Source organism: Kluyvera sichuanensis, assembly GCF_014218705.1.
Classification (GTDB): domain Bacteria; phylum Pseudomonadota; class Gammaproteobacteria; order Enterobacterales; family Enterobacteriaceae; genus Kluyvera; species Kluyvera sichuanensis.
Window position 1 is genome coordinate 18,869 of record NZ_JABBJF010000010.1, and the last position, 18,007, is coordinate 36,875.

The window sequence follows — 18,007 nt, forward strand, 5'->3', positions numbered from 1 at the left end:
GCGGAATATTTCTATATTCGGGTTTCTGACGATTTTAAAGGGGCGCAATCATGACTGCTGTGAACACTGCTGATACCGATTTTCCTTTACTGAACGTACGCCGCGTGGCGGGCAATATCGGCGCGGAGATCCGCGATATTCGCCTTTCCGCAAGTCTTGATGCCGACACCTTCGCCCAGCTCGACGCGGCGCTGGTCAAATACAAAGTGCTGTTCTTCCGCCAGCAAGGTCACCTGACCGATGCCGAACATCAGGCTTTCGGCGCGCGCTTCGGCAAGATTGTTCCCCACCCTACGGTACCGTCCCCGGAAGGCACCAAACTGTTTGAGCTCGACGCCTCCAAAGGCGGCGGCCGCGCCGACTCGTGGCACACCGACGTCACCTTCGTTGACGCCTTCCCGAAAATCTCCATCCTGCGCGGCGTCACCATCCCGGAATACGGCGGCGACACCGTTTGGGCCAACACCGCCCGTGCCTACGAGCAGTTGCCGGAGACGCTCAAGCGCTTCGTCGACACCCTGCACGCGGTGCACAGCAACGATTATGACTACGGTGCCGAGCGCGTCGTCGTCGAAACGCACCGCCTGGCGCATCACCAGAAAGTGTTCGTCTCATCCCTGTGGGAAGCCGAGCACCCGGTGGTGCACGTCCACCCGGTCAGCGGTGAACGCGCGCTGCTGCTGGGGCATTTTGTCAAACGGCTGGTGGGTTTTAGCTCGCGGGAATCCGCGCAGCTGTTCGAACTGCTGCAAAACCGCATCACCCGCCTCGACAACACCGTGCGCTGGCAGTGGCAGCAGGACGATGTGGTGATTTGGGACAACCGCAGCACCCAGCACTACGCGGTCAACGACTACGGCACCCAGCCGCGCGTGGTGCGTCGGGTGACGGTGGAAGGGGAGATTGCGGTAGGGGTGGATGGCAGCAAAAGTCACACGGTTTCACGGCCGCAGGATGCGGCGAATGGGGAAGGTGCGGTTAGCGCTGTCTCCTGACATCAACGATGGGCGGTGGTTTCATCCCACTCCATCGCCACCTTCACCGCCATCCCCAACTGCACCATCACCTCCCGATGCTTGTCGATCGGCGGCAGCGCGCAGTTGATCCTCAAGCAGTTCCGATACTTCCCGGATGCCGAAAACAGCGATCCTGGTGCCACCTGGATCTTCATCCGGCATAGCTGCTGGGCGACGCAGACCATATCCACCTGCTCGGGCAGCTCCACCCACAGCATAAAACCGCCGGTTGGGCGGGTGACGCAGATCCCGCAGGGGAAGAACTCGCGCAGCCAGCAGGTGTAGATCTCCATGTTGCGCTGGTAGATCTGCCGCATCCGCCGCACGTGGCGGTGGTAGTGGCCTTCGCGGATAAAGTTAGAGGCGGCAAGCTGGGTCGAGGGTACGTTGGTGCCGCTGGCGGCGTATTTCATCTGCAACAGCTTGTCGTAATAGCGGCCCGGTGCAATCCAGCCAATGCGCAGGCCGGGGGCGATGGTTTTGGTAAATGAGCTGCACAGCATTACCCGGCCGTCGATATCCCATGAGTGGATAGTGCGCGGGCGCGGGTACTCGGTCGCCAGTTCGCCGTAAATATCATCTTCAAAAATCACAATGTCGTAGCGCTGGGCAAGGCTTAGCACCGCGCGCTTGCGGGCGTCGGGCATGATAAAACCCTGCGGGTTGTTGCAGTTGGGGACGAGGATCACCCCTTTGATCGGCCACTGATCCAGCGCCATCTCCAGCGCTTCGATGCTGATCCCGGTATTGGGATCGGTCGGGATCTCAATGGCCTTCAGCCCCAAACCGCGCAGTAGCTGCATGGTGCCGTAATAGGTGGGCGATTCAACGGCAATAATGTCGCCGGGCTGGCATACCGACAGCAGCGCCAGCGACAGCGCGCTGTGGCAGCCGCTGGTGATGATCAGATCGTCAGCGGTTACCACCGAACCGCCGTCAAGCATCAGACGGGCGATCTGCTCGCGCAGTTCACGGCGACCGGCCAGTTCGTCGTAGCTCAGCACATCAACGATGTTGTGCTGCACCACCCGGCTCATCTCGCGCCAGAGCGGCTTCAGGCTGGGCTGGGTGACGTCCGGCGAGCCGCCGCCGAAAGGGATAATCGATTTATCGCCGCGGGCTTCCAGCATATCCAGTACCTGATCCCACTGGGTGATCTCCACCGGGCGCTGTACCGGGCGCGACATCGGCGGTACCGGCGGCTGGGCTTTTTGTGGGGCGACGAAGTAACCGGAACGCGGCTGCGGGGTAATCAGCTGGCGCTGCTCCAGCGTCTGATACGCCTGCTGTACGGTGCTGATGCTGACGCCGTGCTCCTGACTCAGGCTGCGCACGGAAGGCAACTTCTCGCCATGACGATACAGCCCTTGTTCAATCCGCTCGGCCAGCAGGTTGGCCAGATGTTGGTAACGCGTCATCGCTGTATCCTCAGTTTTCGCCATACAGATGAAAAAACCAGTACAGTCAGGCGAGAAAAACCGCACGCAGATACCGTTTTAGCGAATCTGTATGTTAAATAAAAGTGTTTTTTGAATCTGTATTGCGGGGCCCGAAATCCGTGAAGATAAAGCCTCTGACAAGGTGAGGAGGTGGAGTATGGAATTTCACGAGAACAGGGCGAAACAGCCGTTTATCGGTTTTGTGCAGGTAGGGCATTTTATTAAAAAATGGTGGGTACAGCAGCAAACGCGCCGCATATTGCAGAAAATGAGCGATGAACAGCTCAAGGATATTGGGCTGCGACGTGATGAGCTGCGTTAAAATACGGGCGGCGTGTTAAGACACGTCGCCCGCCATCGTTTTAACTGGCGACAAATTGCCACAGGATCCAGCCGCCAAAACCGATCAGTATGCCACCGGCGGCCCGTTCAATTTTCCAGACAAGATTGCCCAAACGGCGCTGAACCTGAGGCAGCGCGATCAGCACGATCAACAGCAGATCCCATAGCAGCACAACGCTGGTCATCCAGACGCCGCATATCGCCTGTTGCGCCACGGTCACGTCCGGGCCCAGCAGCGCCGTCATCAGCGCCAGATAAAACAGCGCATTCTTTGGATTGAGTAGCGAAGAAGCTAAGCCTAATAGCAGCTGTTTCGTGAGCGACGGTCGTGCTGAGAGTGAGGCGTGCTGCCACTCCAGCTTCCCGGCGCGACTTTTCAGCAGCTGGCTGCCGACCCAGAGCAGATAGCCCGCACCCAACAGTTCGATAAGGGTGAAAAGCAGCGGCGCCTGGCGCAGCAGCCCCGAGCCAATCACCACCAGTAAAATATACAGCCCGTTCCCTGCCGCAATACCAAAGCACAGCCCGATGCTGCCGCGCAGCCGATAACGGATGGCGTAGCCAATCAGTAAAAAGAAGTCCGGCCCCGGGCTGAGCAGCGCCATAAAGTGCGCCAGCGCCAGTGCGGGAAACGCCGGAGGAAATAACGATGTGACCTGTTCCATAGCGACCTCAATGAAAAACGTGAGGTCAGCGTATGCCGGTGAACGCGTTAATTATTGTCAGATATTGACTGACCCAACGCGTATTGTCGCGGCGTGGCGGCCGTGTAGCTGACGAAGGTTTTGTGGAAATGACTCTGGTCGGCGAAGCCGGTCTGGTAGGCCACGTCGGCAATCTCGTCCCCGGCCCGCAGGTGTGCTTTCGCTAACTCCACCCGGGAATTGTTGAGAAAGCTGCCGGGGGTCAGGCCCGTATCCTGCTTGAACGTTCGGATTAAGGTCTCTTTGCGCAGCGAGAAGCGCGCGGCGAACTCATCAAGGGAGGGCGGAGAGACGGGGTCAGCCAGCAGCGCCTGCAGTAATTGTTGGCTGGTGGCGCGCAGCGTTTCTTCACCTTTAGCGCTCAGTGAGAGGGCAGATAACAGAGCGGTCAGCGCGCCGGCGGACATCTGCTCGACAACGTTGAGATACAGACGGAACAGCGCGTCATTGCGGATAACCTGCTGGGCTAATGGCTGTGGGGTATCGATATAGAGCATATGGTAGCTGCGCGGCTTCCCCTGTATCGGGTTGCAGCTGTGCGGCGCGTTAGCGGGGATCACGATGAGGTCACCGGGGGATAAAAGGTACTCCTGCCCATTGCAGACGCAGCGCGTTCCACCTTCCACAATCGCCCCGATTGAAAGCTGCGGGTGGCTGTGACGCTTATAGGCCTGCGTGCTCTGCCAGGTGCTGCGCCGTTCCAGTCCGGGCTGTCGGGTGAAGGTCTGATGAATATCGCGTGGTGTGGTCATTCGTTCGTCCCGGCGGTTTTTTATTTTTATATCACATCAGGGGAAAACGGTCAGGGATGAATGAAAATTAAACGATTCGCTTTAGATCACATTAAGCAATTTAATGTATCAAATAACTGATATAAGATTCACAGTTCATGCTGAAATCATTCGCAACGTATAGATAAATGCTGCTCCACAGCTAGTATCAATTCGCTAATCATACACCTGCAAGAGGATACAATGAAAAATACAAATCGTATGATCGTGAACTGTGTTGCTGCTTCCCTGATGTGTTCCTGGAGCCTTTCCGCGCTGGCGGCAGGCACCCAGACCGAGGTCAAGATTGTTCGCGATGAATACGGCATGCCGCATATTTACGCCGATGATACCTATCGACTGTTTTACGGCTATGGCTACGTGGTGGCGCAGGATCGTCTGTTCCAGATGGAGATGGCGCGACGCAGTACTCAGGGCACGGTCTCTGAAGTGCTCGGCAAGTCGTTTGTGCGCTTTGATAAGGACATTCGCCAGAACTACTGGCCGGACTCGATTCGGGCGCAAATCGCGGCGCTCTCGCCGGAGGATAAGTCTATCCTGCAAGGCTATGCCGACGGCATGAACGCCTGGATTGATAAGGTTAACGCCAACCCAGACAAACTGCAGCCAAAACAGTTTTCGACCTTCGGCTTTGCCCCACAGCACTGGCAGCCTTTTGATGTGGCGATGGTTTTTGTCGGCACCATGGCGAACCGTTTCTCTGACAGCACCAGCGAAATTGATAACCTGGCGCTGTTGACGGCGCTCAAAGATAAGTACGGTAAACAGCAGGGTATGGCGGTCTTTGACCAGTTGAAATGGCTGGTGAACCCGTCTGCACCCACCACCATTTCCCCTAAGGAGAGCCACTACCCGCTCACCTTCGACCTTAAGAGCGCACAAACGGCAGCGCTCCTGCCGCGCTACGATCGCCCGGCACCGATGCTCGACCGGCCAGCAAAAGGTGCCGACGGTGCGCTGCTGGCGCTGACGGCGGGGCAAAACCGCGAAACCATCGCCGCGCAGTTTGCGCAGAGCGGGGCCAACGGGCTGGCGGGCTACCCAACGACCAGCAACATGTGGGTGATTGGCAAAAGCAAAGCGCAGGATGCGAAGGCCATTATGGTCAACGGCCCGCAGTTTGGTTGGTACGCGCCGGCCTATACCTACGGCATTGGCCTACATGGCGCGGGCTATGACGTCACCGGGAATACGCCGTTCGCCTACCCTGGCCTGGTGTTTGGTCATAACGGCACTATTTCATGGGGTTCTACCGCTGGTTTCGGCGATGATGTCGACATCTTTGCCGAAAAATTGTCGAAGGATAAACCCGGCTATTACCAGCATAACGGGCAGTGGGTGAAAATGCTGAGCCGCGAAGAGACCATTAAGGTCAAAGACGGCCAGCCGGAGACCTTTACCGTCTGGCGTACCCTGCACGGCAACGTGATTCAAACCGATCCCGCGACCGAAACGGCCTATGCCAAAGCGCGCGCGTGGGACGGCAAAGAGGTGGCATCGCTGCTGGCGTGGACCCACCAGATGAAGGCGAAAAACTGGCAGGAGTGGACGCAACAGGCGGCGAAACAGGCGCTGACCATCAACTGGTACTACGCCGATGTGAACGGCAATATCGGCTATGTGCACACCGGCGCGTATCCCGACCGCCAACCGGGCCACGACCCGCGTCTGCCGGTACCTGGCACCGGGAAGTGGGACTGGAAAGGGCTGCTCTCCTTCGATTTGAACCCGAAGGTGTATAACCCGCAGTCGGGCTATATCGCCAACTGGAACAACTCGCCGCAAAAAGATTACCCGGCGTCCGATCTGTTTGCCTTCCTGTGGGGCGGTGCGGACCGCGTGACCGAGATTGACCGCATTCTTGATAAGCAGCCGCGCTTTACCGCTGACCAGGCCTGGGACGTGATCCGCAAAACCAGTCGTCAGGATCTGAACCTGCGGCTGTTCCTGCCTGCGCTGAAAGAGGCGACGGCGCACCTGCCGGTGAGCGACCCGCGTCGTCAGCTGGTGGATAAGCTGGTGGGCTGGGATGGCACCAATCTGCTGAGTGAAGGCGGTAAAACCTATCAGCAGCCGGGGTCGGCGATTCTCAACGCCTGGCTGACCAGCATGCTCAAGCGAACGGTTGTCGCGGCGGTGCCGAAGCCGTTTGGCGATTGGTACAGCGCCAGCGGCTATGAGACGACGCAGGATGGGCCAACCGGCTCGCTGAACATCAGCGTGGGGGCGAAGATCCTCTATGAAGCGCTGCAGGGCGAGAAGTCGCCGATTCCGCAGGCGGTCGATCTGTTTGGCGGAAAACCGCAGCAAGAGGTGGTGCTGGCGGCACTGGACGATGCCTGGCAGACGCTGTCAACGCGCTACGGTAATGACCTGAACGGCTGGAAAACCCCGGCGATGGCGCTGACCTTCCGGGCCAATAACTTCTTCGGCGTGCCGCAGGCGGCAGCGGAAGAAGCGCGTCATCAGGCGGAGTACCAGAACCGAGGTACGGAAAACGACATGATTGTGTTCTCACCGTCGGCCAGCAAAAGCCCGGTGCTTGCCTGGGATGTGGTCGCGCCGGGTCAAAGCGGGTTTATTGCCCCGGACGGTAAGGCGGATAAACACTATGACGATCAGCTGAAGATGTATGAAACCTTTGGGCGAAAATCGCTGTGGTTAACGCCGCAGGAAGTGGATGCGCATAAGGAATCACAGGAGGTTCTGCAGGTGAAACGGTAATCTTCCATCTGCCATCCCCCGTCTTATCCGGCGGGGGATGTCTATTCGGAAAGCTCCGTTTATACCCAACTTTACGCCCGCAACCAGCCAGAATGACTACCCTTAATACCCTAAGCGGTAAAAACAAGGAGATTCATGATGGCTTACCAGACAGTAAATCCTGCCACTAACCAGCTTATCAAAGCATACCCTTCTCATACAGATGCAGACGTTGAAGCGGCGCTGAAGGCGGCCGATGCGCTCTACCATTCCGACTGGGCAAAAGGGGATATCGACCAGCGTCTGCCGGTGCTGCACAAACTGGCTGATTTGATTGATGCCCGCGCTGAGGAACTGGCAAAAATTGCCAGTCAGGAGATGGGTAAACTCATTGCCCAGAGCCGCGGCGAAGTGAAACTGTGCGCGCAAATCGCTCGCTACTATGCCGACAATGCAAAGCAGTTTCTTGCGCCGGTGAAGTACAAATCTGAGCTGGGCGAGGCGTGGGTTGAGCATCACCCTATCGGTGTGCTGATGGCCGTGGAGCCATGGAATTTCCCTTATTACCAGCTGATGCGCGTGCTGGCTCCGAACCTGGCGGCGGGTAACCCGGTGCTGGCGAAGCACGCCAGCATTGTACCGCACTGCGCGGAGGCCTTTGCGCAGCTGGTACGTGAAGCGGGCGCGCCGGAAGGGGCGTGGGCGAACCTGTATATCTCGCAGGAGCAGGTGGCGAATATTATCGCCGACGACCGGGTGCAGGGCGCGGCGCTAACCGGTTCCGAAAAAGCGGGGAGCGTGGTCGCGGCGCAGGCGGCGAAGCACATCAAGAAATCGACCCTTGAACTGGGCGGTAACGACGTCTTCGTGGTGCTGGATGATGCCAACCTCGATAAAGCGGTGAAAATTGGCGTCAATGCGCGTTTGAACAACGCCGGGCAGGTCTGTACTGCGGCAAAACGCTTTGTGCTGCATGAGAAAATTGCCGACGCCTTCCTGAATAAATTTACCGAAGCCTTTAAGCAGGCAAAAATCGGCGACCCGCTGGATGAAAGCACCACGCTGGGGCCGCTGTCGTCAAAAGACGCGCTGGAGACGCTGACCAAACAGGTCAACGAGGCGGTGAAAAACGGTGCGAAGCTGCATCTCGGCGGCAAGCCGGTGCAGCGTGATGGCAGCTTCTTCGAACCCACTATCCTGACCCATATTTCTCGCGATAACCCGGCGTATTTTGAAGAGTTCTTCGGCCCGGTCGCGCAGATTTACGTCGTTAAAAACGATGATGAAGCGGTCGCCCTCGCCAATGATTCCCACTATGGGCTGGGGGGCGCGGTATTTAGCCAGGATATTGAGCGGGCGAAGAAAATGGCCTCGTGCATTGAGACCGGGATGGTATACATCAACTGGCTGACTGATACCGCGGCGGAACTGCCGTTTGGCGGCGTTAAACGTTCCGGCTATGGCCGCGAGCTGTCGGATCTGGGGATTAAAGAGTTTGTGAACCAGAAGCTGGTGGTGGTCCGTCGATAACGGCACTCATAAAAAAACCTGCCATCTGGCAGGTTTTTTTGTCGGTATAGCGCGCGTTTTCCGTTTTATTAGAAAGTCACGCCGCCGCCCACGTAGGCGCCATCAATCAGCGTGTGCCCTGGGCGACCGTCTTTACCGTCAACGCTCACGTGGCGGTAGCCCACTTTCAGCGTTACCGGTTTGATAGGGGTCCAGCTCACGCCGCCGTTGGCTTCAACGTAGTTTTTCACGCTGTTGTTCAGCCCTTCTGGTGCGACATAGCCTTCACCAAATACGTTAATGCTGTCGGTCAGCGCCACGTTCACGCCGCCGCCGATAGGGAAGGCCACGCCGTTATCGCCTTTTTTCGGCCCGAGGTAGATGGCTTTCGCGCCAGCGTTCAGCATGACCGGGCCAACTTCAACGTTATAGCCTGCACCCACGCCGCCGGTCTGCGTACCGTCATCGGTATTTTTCAGCCAGTTGCTTTCTGCATACAGGCCGGAAGAAGATTTGCCCATTTCCAGATTAAGGTTGGTGAAGTTCTTACCTTGCTCAATGCTGCCGCCCATTGCCAGCGCGGAACCGGATACAGCAGTCAGAGCGGAAAGGAGCAGGATATTAAGCTTTTTCATGGTTTATTCCTCGTCATAAAATTAATCTGAGGACACCTTAACAAGTGGGTTTTACTTCTGCAAATGTGACTCATGTCGATTTTTAATGCTGGAATTGTAATCACCACGGTCTTTTTTTGTTGCTTGAGTGTTTGTTTTTACCGGCGTCAATGATTAGCGTTTTGATGTTTAGCGCCCGTTTAGTTTTTGGCTAAACGTACCTTGAACAGAGCGGGGGATATTGGTTGGTAGTGAATTAATTGTCTTTCTAATAATTTCCGAAAATGCTCCAACTGTCATGAATAAAAATGAGAATTTACATTTCTACGCATTTAATTACCCCCTCCAGGCGGAGGGAGGGCGTGATTTAAGCTGCTGTTGTAGCCCGGCCAAGCGAAGCGCCGCCGGGAGCAGCTCGGTACTCATCCCGGCGGCGCTTCGCTTGGCCGGGCTACGGGGTACGGGCTACGGGTTATTTTTTCAGGCTGGCGAATGCTGCGCGGATTTCTGCTTCCGGCAGCTGAATACCGATAAACACCAGCGTGCTGTGCGGCGCTTCGTCGCCCCACGGCCTGTCCCAATCGGCGCTGTAGAGGCGCTGCACGCCCTGGAACAGCAGGCGATTCGGTTCGCCGTCAATCCACAGCATCCCTTTGTAGCGCAGCAGCTTGTCGGCGAAGTCCAGCAGCAGGTTCTCCATCACGCGGGAGACGTCGCTGATATCCACCGGGTAGTCCAGTTCGACCACGATAGACGACACGTCGTTTTGCTGGTCGGCCATAAAGTGGAAGCGCGGCTTCGAGGTGACGTTCTCTTCCAGCATAAAGCCATTGGTGTTGAACAGCAGGCCCAGGTCGATATCGCCGTGGGTGACGGTGTAAATCGGCGCGCGGGCGTTGATGCGGGTCAGGCGTTCACGCAGTTTTTCAGCCTCGCCAGCGACGTCGGTTTTGGTCAGCAGGATGCGGTCGGCGTAGCCCACCTGCGACTGGGCGATGGTGAACTGGTTCATCTGCTCGTTGGCGTGGACCGCGTCAACCAGCGCAATCACGCCGTCCAGCAGGTAGCGCTCGCACAGCACCTCGTGGGAGAAAAAGGTTTGAATAATGGGGCCGGGGTCGGCCATGCCGGTGCATTCAATCACCAGGCGGTCGAAACTGATGTTGCCCTGGTCGAGGTTATCGAGCAGATCTAACAGCGCGTCTTCCAGCTCGTTAGAGCGGGTGCAGCAGATACAGCCGTTGGTCAGGGTTTTGATCTGGGTGGCGCGGTCGCCAATCAGTTGGTCGTCGACGGAGACTTCGCCGAACTCGTTTTCAATCACGGCAATTTTAAAGCCGTGCTGTTCGTTGAGGATGTGGCGCAGCAGGGTTGTTTTGCCCGCGCCGAGGAAACCGGTAAGTAGGGTTACTGCAATCGGTGCCATGATGTCTCCTTTAACAGCAGCGTATGCCGCCTTTTCCATCGCCGCCGTAGCGTGCCTGCTGGCGCTCGCGGAAGAACTCTTCGTAGGTCATGTACGGTTTATCCGGATGGTTGGTCTGCATATGTTCGACGTAGTTGTCGTAATCCGGAATGCCAATCAGCATTTTTGCCGCCTGACCGAGATATTTTTTAGCTTGCCCTAAGTTACCAAACATAGACCATCCTGATAAGACAAAGCCCGACGAGGTTATCTCTATCGGGCTGGGGAACTCGTTTTCCCTCACCCCGACCCTCTCCCAGTGGGAGAGGGAGGGTTCGGTGGATTAGTGGTGTGAAGAGGTCTTCACGCCGCCTTCCGGTACCGGCACATATGGGGTTTCTTTGTCGGTACGTTTATCGCTATTGCGCACCTGCATCCAGGTTTTGAAACCGTAGAAGATGATGCTGTACACCACCACCAGGAACAGAATACTCAGGCCTGCGTTGGTGTAGTTGTTGATAACGATGTGGTTCATGTTGGCAATCTGCTGGGCGGTCAGTTCACCACCGGCAGCAATCTTCTCTTTGTACTGGTTCGCCATGAAGAAGAAGCCTTCCATCTGCGGGTTGGTGCTGAACAGTTTCAGGCCCAGCGCCCAGGTGGTGCAGATAAGCAGCCAGACCGCCGGGATGGTGGTCACCCAGATGTATTTGGTGCGCTTCATCTTAATCAGGATAACGGTACCCAGTACCAGCGCCACGGCGGCCAGCATCTGGTTAGAGATACCGAACAGCGGCCACAGGCTCTTCACGCCGCCCAGTGGGTCAACCACGCCTTGATACAGCAGGTAACCCCACAGGCCTACACAGCCCGCAGTGGCGACCACGCCAGCGACCAGAGAGTCAGTTTTCTTCAGGAACGGTACGAAGTTACCGAGCAAATCCTGCAGCATAAAGCGGCCCGCACGGGTACCAGCGTCCAGCGCGGTGAGGATGAACAGCGCTTCGAACAGAATACCGAAGTGGTACCAGAAGCCCATATCGGCCATCGGCAGCACTTTGTGGAACACGTGAGCAATACCGACCGCCAGGGTTGGCGCGCCGCCTGCGCGGTTCAGTACCGACGGTTCGCCGATATCTTTCGCCGTTTGCAGGATCTGCTCAGGAGTGATGACGAAGCCCCAGGAGCTGACGGTTGCCGCCGCGTGGACGGTCACATCTTTCAGCTGTGCCGCAATCAGCGCCGCGTTCTCGCCGCCCATCTCATGCAGGTTTGGCATGGTGATGCCAAGGCCTGCCGGAGGGGTGTTCATCGCGAAGTAGAGGCCCGGTTCGATGATGGAGGCTGCAACCAGCGCCATAATCGCTACGAAGGACTCCATCAGCATGGCGCCATAACCAATCAGACGGGCATCGTTTTCGTTCGCCAGCAGCTTCGGCGTGGTGCCGGAGGAGATCAGCGCGTGGAAGCCAGAAACGGCGCCACAGGCGATGGTGATAAACAGGAATGGGAACAGCGCGCCTTTCCACAGTGGGCCGGTGCCGTCGATGTACTGGGTCACGGCTGGAATTTTCAGATCCGGGTTGAGGATCACGATGCCGAGCGCCAGGCCAACGATAACGCCGATTTTCAGGAAGGTGGCGAGGTAGTCGCGCGGTGCCAGAATCAGCCATACCGGCAGCAGGGCAGAGATAAAGGCGTAACCAATCAGCGCGAAGGTGATGGTGGTGTCTTTAAAGGTCAGCGCCGGGCCCCAGTACGGGTCGTGGGCAATCACGCCGCCGAAGTAGATAGAGGCAACCAGCAGCACGATACCAATCACCGACACTTCGCCTACGCGGCCCGGACGGATAAAGCGCATGTAGATACCCATAAACAGCGCAATCGGCACGGTCGAGCAGACGGTGAACACGCCCCACGGGCTTTCTGCCAGGGCTTTCACCACGATCAGCGCCAGCACCGCCAGGATGATGATCATAATCAGGAAGCAGCCGAACAGGGCAATGGAGCCCGGCACGCGGCCCATCTCTTCTTTGACCATTTCACCCAGCGACGAACCGTTACGGCGCGTGGAGATAAACAGCACCATAAAGTCCTGCACCGCACCTGCCAGCACCACGCCCGCCAGCAGCCAGAGCGTACCCGGCAGGTAGCCCATCTGCGCGGCCAGTACCGGCCCTACCAGCGGGCCCGCACCGGCGATAGCGGCGAAGTGGTGGCCGAACAGCACGTAGCGGTTGGTCGGCACGTAGTTCAGGCCATCGTTGTTGATGACCGCCGGCGTTGCACGCGTAGGGTCGAGCTTCATCACCTTCTGGGCGATGTATAGGCTGTAGTAGCGATACGCCACCAGATACACAGAAACCGACGCGACGACGATCCACAGGGCACTGACGTGCTCACCGCGGCGCAGTGCGACGACCGAGAGGCAAAATGCACCGATGATTCCGAGAATCACCCAGGGTATGTGCTTGAATAGCTTTTTCGTATCCATAGTAAAACCTGGTTCTAATAGGATGAATAATCAGCCGAAGCTGCCGTTGTTTTGAGTTTGGGTTTGAGGAGGTATTGATCATTATGCTGATGACAAGCTTGCCAGAGATACGCGCGCGTAAAGTTGGGTAAATCGGTGAGCGGTTGAAAGCGATGGCTAAGCGGTTATGTGAGGGGGTAAGCGGTTGGCTACATGCTGAACGGTAGCTAAATATGTGATTGAGATCTCAAGTTTTTTCCTCGGCGTCGTTTCCCTACGACGGACTTCGTATGATTAAAAACCAATTAAAAACACTATTGTCACTTATTGATCACAACTCCGGGTCCTGGTCTGCTCCACATCGTCCATTTTTTCCGACTATTTGACTCATCTTCGGACGGTGAGCCACGTCGCTCATCGGCCTGTATCCTTAAAAAGGACGAAAACAATGAAAAATATGCGGCTAAAAGTGATGTGTTGCGTGCTGGGGGCGGGAATGTTGTGGCCGATGATGGGTCAGTCCGCCACCGAGTTACGCATGTCGTGGTGGGGTGGTAACCAGCGGCACCAGGCCACGACGGAAGCGATTAAAGCCTTCGAAGCACAAAACCCTGACGTCAAAATCAATACCGAACCCAGCGGCTGGGATGGCTACTTATCACGCCTGAGCACGCAACTGGCGGGAAATACCGAGCCGGACGTGATGCAAATAAACTGGAACTGGCTGGTGATGTTTTCCAAAAACGGTGACGGTTTTTATGACATTAACCGCCAGGCATCGCTTATCGACCTGACGCAGTTCTCGAGCCAGGGCAAACAGCTGGTGACGGTGAACGGCAAACTCAACGGTGTACCGGTGGCCATGACCGGGCGCTCGATGTACTACAACCCCGATCTGTGGAAAAAAGCGGGCGTGGCGTATCCACAAACCTGGGAGCAGATGATTGCGGCGGGCCCGGTGTTTAAAAGCAAACTGGGGGACGATTACTACCCGTTTATTCTCGCTAATCACGACACCACCATCATGACGTTCCTGAACTCGTATATGGTGCAGAAATACAATATTTCGATGATTAACCCGCAGACCAAAGCCTTTAACTACAGCCGTGAACAGTGGCTGGACTATTTCGGGCTGTATAAAAAGCTGGTGGATAATCACGTTATCCCGTCCATGAAATATCTGTCGTCGTTCGGCAAGGCCAACGCCTGGGAAATTAAACCGTGGCTGGAGGGCAAAATTGGCGGCGTACACACCTGGAGCACCGATGGCACCTTTGCAGGAAGCCTGCGCGCGCCCGCACATCTGGAAGTGGGCCCTTACCCTATGCTGCCCGGTGCCACCGATGCGGGGATCTTCTTCAAGCCAGCAATGATGTTCTCCATCGGCAAAAACAGCCGTCATCCCGAGCTGGCGGCCAAGCTTATCAATTTCCTGCTGAACGACCCGCAGGGCATCAAGGCGATGGGGCTACAGCGTGGCGTCCCGCTGAGCGCTGAAGCGGTGAAAGTGCTGCAACAGGACGGCGTGCTGGATAGCAGCCAGATTCAGGTTCAGGGGCTGGCGCAGGTCGATAAGTTAATGGGCAAAATCGAACCGTCGCCATGGTTTGAAAACCCGCAACTGCTGGCCTACTTCCTCGACGCGGTGCAGCGCTTTGATTACGGGCAGCTCACGGTTGAACAGCTGGCCGATGAATTCCCGCAACGCGCGCAGCGTGTGCTGAAAAAAATCATGTAAATGAGGTGGTTATGTCGCAATTATTGAAAGAGTCCATTCTAAGCAAACTGGATACGCTGTTTAATGAGCTGATTGTGGTACGCACCAACGATGCCGAGCTTAAAAAACAGAAGGTTATCGCCTCCGACTTGTCGATTGAAAACTGGGACTGGTCGCAGGGCGTTGGGATTTACGGCATCTGGCGGCTGTACCGCATCACCCGCGAGCCGCGCTACCTGGCCTACCTCAACGGCTGGTTCTCGCGTCGCATGGCGGAAGGTCTGCCGGAAAAGAACATCAACCGCATGGCGCCGATGTTGACGGCCACCTGTATGGCGATGGAATCAGGCGAAACGGCCTGGCAGGCAGACATTGCCGAGTATGCCGACTGGATTGATACGCGCCTGCTGCGCACCCAGGAAAATGGCTTTACCCACTGTACCAGCGACCACCTGAACGAAGAGCAGCTGTGGGTGGATACGCTGTTTATGAGCGGCTTATTCCATGCAAAAGCGTCGCTGCTGCTGGATAAGCCGCGCTATATGGACGATGTGGCGTACCAGTTTTTACTGCACATCAAGTACCTGATCGACCGCCGTAGCGGGTTGTGGATGCACGGCTGGAGCTTTATCGACCGCAACAACTACGGTGCGGCGCTGTGGGGGCGTGGCAACGGCTGGGCCGCTGCGGGCAGCGTGGATTTTCTGGAGATGGTGACGGAAGAGACGGCGAATACCCGTTTTATCCGCGAAGCATTTGTTCGACAGATGCTGGCGGCGGTGCACTATCAGCACAGCAACGGCATGTGGTCGACGCTTATCGATCACCCCGAAAGCTACGAGGAAGCATCGGGCACCGCTGGGCTGACCTATGCCTTGCTGAAAGGCGCGCGGCTTGGCCTGCTGGATAACCGCTGCCGCGATGCGGGCTGGGCGGGTGTGCAGGCGTTGATGGCACGGATTAATGAACACGGTGAAGTGGCGGATGTGTCAGCCGGAACGTCAGTCGGGCGCGATTTGCAGCATTATCTGGATATTCGCGTACGTCAGCGCGCCTACGGGCAGTCGCTGGCGATGCTGGCATTAGGGGAAGCGCTCGCCCATTTATAATCTGAACTTAAGGACAAGGTGATGACCATAAACCCCAGCGTAGTGCTGAGCGTGGAGGAAGAGAGAAAGATTCTGGCACGGATCCGCGATCCGCAGTTTCCCGCCAGAGAGATAAACGTACGCGACTGTGGTGCGGTCGGCGACGGGGCGACGCTGGATACCGATGCCCTTCAGCGGGCGATTTCCCAACTGCACGCGCTGGGCGGCGGCCGCGTGGTGGTGCCTGCCGGGCGCTACCTCACCGGTTCGCTAGAGCTGTTGAGCAACATTGATCTGCATCTGGAAAGCCGCCAAAGCGTGCTGCTGTTCACCACCGACACCACCGAAGCGCACTATCCGCTGGCCTATGGTCACTGGGAGTGCTCGCCCCTGTGGAACTACCGGGCGCTGATCTACGCGCGTCATGCGCACAACATCGCGTTGACCGGCAGCGGTACTCTGGACGGGCAGGCCAGCGAAAGCGTGTGGTGGCACTGGACCCATCAGATTGAACACGCCTGGTCGACTCACGCGCAAAATTTGCAGCGTCCCGCAAGCCTGCGGCTGCGCGAAATGAACCTCAACGGGGTACCGGTGGCGGAGCGCCGCTTTGGCGACGGCCACTATTTACGCCCGATGTTTATCCAGACGCTGCACTGCCAGAACGTGCTGCTGGCGGGAGTCACGCTACGCAACTCGCCGATGTGGCAGGTCAACCCGGTTATGTGCCGCAACGTGACGGTGCGCGGCATGACGCTACGCTCGCACGGCCACAACAACGACGGTGTGGATCCGGAAAGCTGCTGCGATGTGCTGATTGAAGACAATCTGTTTGATTCCGGTGATGACTGTATTGCCATTAAATCCGGGCGCGATCGCGACGGGCGTGAAGCCAATATTCCCTGCGAAAATATCATCATCCGTAATAACCGTTTCGCCGATGGCCACGGCGGCATTGCGCTGGGCAGTGAAATGAGCGGCGGCATCCGCAACGTTTTTGCCGCGGGTAACGAATTTGACAGCCCGGCGTTAACCTATCCTCTGCGCCTGAAGGCCAACGCGCTGCGCGGCGGGGTGATTGAAAATGTCTGGCTGCGTCACTCTAAGGTGAAGCGGGTGCGCGATGCCGTGGTCCACGCCACCATGAACTATGCCGAAGGGGTCTACGGGAGCCACTTACCGCGCTTTCGCAATATCGTGATTGAAGATCTGGAAGCGAGCGGCGGAGAGTACGGCCTGTTTATTGAAGGGTTGCCGCAGTCGCCGATTGACGGGCTGGTGCTGAAAGATATCCGCCTTCACGATGTCGAGAACCCGCTGCATGCCGCCCACTGGGGACGCGGCGTTAAAATGGAAAACGTGGTGATCAACGGGCTCGATTATCCGCGCCCGGTGCAGCTTTTTGTCCGCGGATTGCCGCAGGTCGGGGATTATCTGCGCGCGGTGGCGACGCTACCGGGGAACGATGACGCGGTGCTGCGCTACGACTGGTGGCTGGGTAAAACGGCGGACGGGCCAATGACGCCGCTCGGTGAAGGGGACATTCTGGCGCTAACGCCGACCATGAGCGGGCGTTTTGTTCGCTGCCAGGTACACCATGGGCAGATGAGTCTGCTCGGCAAGCCCTGGTTGATTGGGCCGGAGGGCAGCATTCAATTGGCAAGCGGCGAGTCGGTCAATGCGGGCATTCTGCGGGCGCGGGGCATTCTCGATAACGACAGCGGCGCGGAGTGCATCACCCGGTTTGAGCTGGCGCAAATGGTGATCCGGCTATGGGGGCTGCAGTATCAGCCATCCTGCGGCCTGGTGATTGACGATCTGGCAGCGGATTCCGTCTGGTATCCGGGCATCGAAGCGCTGATTCAGCGCGGCATGATGGCGCTTGATAAAGGGAAGTTTAACCCGGATAAACCGATTCGCCGCGAAGAGGCCGCCACGGTTGCCATGATGAGCTGCGGGGTGTCGTATCGCAACGCCTCAACGATGCTGCAATCGACCTTCACCGATGGCCGCCTTCTGCGGGATATTTACCTCACCAACGCCCAGCGCGCCGTGGCTTTTGGTTTTCTGCGCTGTAATCACGAAGGGCGCTTTCACCCTCGGCGCTATCTGCGCCGCCATGAAGCGCTGGAAATGCTGCTGGCGATGAGCCACTTTATCGGCGATCAGGACCGGCCTCAGCGGCAGGTACAGATGCTGCCGTAGC

Annotated in this window: 14 protein-coding genes; 7 read left to right on the plus strand and 7 right to left on the minus strand. The window is 57.4% G+C overall.

The features are described 5' to 3' along the window. Positions 1-50: 50 nt before the first annotated feature. Positions 51-995, plus strand: a complete 945-nt coding sequence (locus HII27_RS12640) for a TauD/TfdA dioxygenase family protein (RefSeq protein ID WP_185668203.1) — start codon at positions 51-53, stop codon at positions 993-995. Positions 996-997: 2 nt separating this feature from the next. On the opposite strand, the gene HII27_RS12645 is transcribed toward HII27_RS12640, so the two are convergent. After that, positions 998-2,434: an aminotransferase-like domain-containing protein gene (locus HII27_RS12645; protein ID WP_185668204.1), complete on the minus strand. Its 1,437-nt coding sequence runs from the start codon at positions 2,432-2,434 to the stop codon at positions 998-1,000. Between the two features lie 178 nt (positions 2,435-2,612). Here HII27_RS12645 and HII27_RS12650 point away from each other — a divergent pair, with 178 nt between their 5' ends. Continuing rightward, positions 2,613-2,777, plus strand: coding sequence for a DUF1127 domain-containing protein (locus tag HII27_RS12650; RefSeq protein ID WP_185668205.1), 165 nt, complete (start codon positions 2,613-2,615; stop codon positions 2,775-2,777). A 40-nt stretch (positions 2,778-2,817) separates the two neighbouring features. Here HII27_RS12650 and HII27_RS12655 read toward each other — a convergent pair whose 3' ends face one another. Continuing rightward, on the minus strand, positions 2,818-3,462 hold the full coding sequence (locus tag HII27_RS12655) for a LysE family translocator (protein WP_185668206.1): 645 nt from the start codon (positions 3,460-3,462) through the stop codon (positions 2,818-2,820). Positions 3,463-3,509: 47 nt separating this feature from the next. Next, complete coding sequence (locus tag HII27_RS12660; RefSeq protein WP_185668207.1) at positions 3,510-4,253, minus strand: helix-turn-helix transcriptional regulator; 744 nt, start codon at positions 4,251-4,253, stop codon at positions 3,510-3,512. Between the two features lie 222 nt (positions 4,254-4,475). On the opposite strand from HII27_RS12660, the gene HII27_RS12665 reads away from it, so the two are divergent. Further along, positions 4,476-7,016 carry a penicillin G acylase gene (locus tag HII27_RS12665; RefSeq protein ID WP_185668208.1) on the plus strand — a complete coding sequence of 847 codons (2,541 nt, stop codon included), beginning with the start codon at positions 4,476-4,478 and terminating at the stop codon, positions 7,014-7,016. 138 nt (positions 7,017-7,154) lie between these two features. Further along, on the plus strand, positions 7,155-8,525 hold the full coding sequence (locus HII27_RS12670; protein ID WP_185668304.1) for an NAD-dependent succinate-semialdehyde dehydrogenase: 1,371 nt from the start codon (positions 7,155-7,157) through the stop codon (positions 8,523-8,525). 68 nt (positions 8,526-8,593) lie between these two features. On the opposite strand, the gene HII27_RS12675 is transcribed toward HII27_RS12670, so the two are convergent. From HII27_RS12675 to btsT, 4 genes are all read right to left on the minus strand, one after another. Next, positions 8,594-9,139 carry a YfaZ family outer membrane protein gene (locus HII27_RS12675; protein WP_185668209.1) on the minus strand — a complete coding sequence of 182 codons (546 nt, stop codon included), beginning with the start codon at positions 9,137-9,139 and terminating at the stop codon, positions 8,594-8,596. Between the two features lie 451 nt (positions 9,140-9,590). Beyond that, on the minus strand, positions 9,591-10,544 hold the full coding sequence (yjiA, locus tag HII27_RS12680; RefSeq protein WP_185668210.1) for a GTPase: 954 nt from the start codon (positions 10,542-10,544) through the stop codon (positions 9,591-9,593). A gap of 10 nt (positions 10,545-10,554) precedes the next feature. Beyond that, entirely contained in the window at positions 10,555-10,758 is a 204-nt protein-coding gene (locus HII27_RS12685; RefSeq protein ID WP_185668211.1) for a YbdD/YjiX family protein, read from the minus strand. A 108-nt stretch (positions 10,759-10,866) separates the two neighbouring features. Beyond that, complete coding sequence (gene btsT, locus HII27_RS12690) at positions 10,867-13,017, minus strand: pyruvate/proton symporter BtsT (RefSeq protein ID WP_185668212.1); 2,151 nt, start codon at positions 13,015-13,017, stop codon at positions 10,867-10,869. Positions 13,018-13,444: 427 nt separating this feature from the next. Between btsT and HII27_RS12695 the strand changes: the two genes are divergently transcribed. From HII27_RS12695 to HII27_RS12705, 3 genes are read left to right on the plus strand one after another with little or no spacing between them, the layout of a single operon-like run. Then, positions 13,445-14,734 carry an ABC transporter substrate-binding protein gene (locus HII27_RS12695; RefSeq protein ID WP_223883214.1) on the plus strand — a complete coding sequence of 430 codons (1,290 nt, stop codon included), beginning with the start codon at positions 13,445-13,447 and terminating at the stop codon, positions 14,732-14,734. Between the two features lie 11 nt (positions 14,735-14,745). Next, on the plus strand, positions 14,746-15,822 hold the full coding sequence (locus HII27_RS12700; protein ID WP_185668213.1) for a glycoside hydrolase family 88/105 protein: 1,077 nt from the start codon (positions 14,746-14,748) through the stop codon (positions 15,820-15,822). A gap of 21 nt (positions 15,823-15,843) precedes the next feature. Next, on the plus strand, positions 15,844-18,006 hold the full coding sequence (locus HII27_RS12705) for a glycosyl hydrolase family 28 protein (RefSeq protein WP_185668214.1): 2,163 nt from the start codon (positions 15,844-15,846) through the stop codon (positions 18,004-18,006). The last annotated feature ends 1 nt before the right edge of the window (position 18,007 follow it).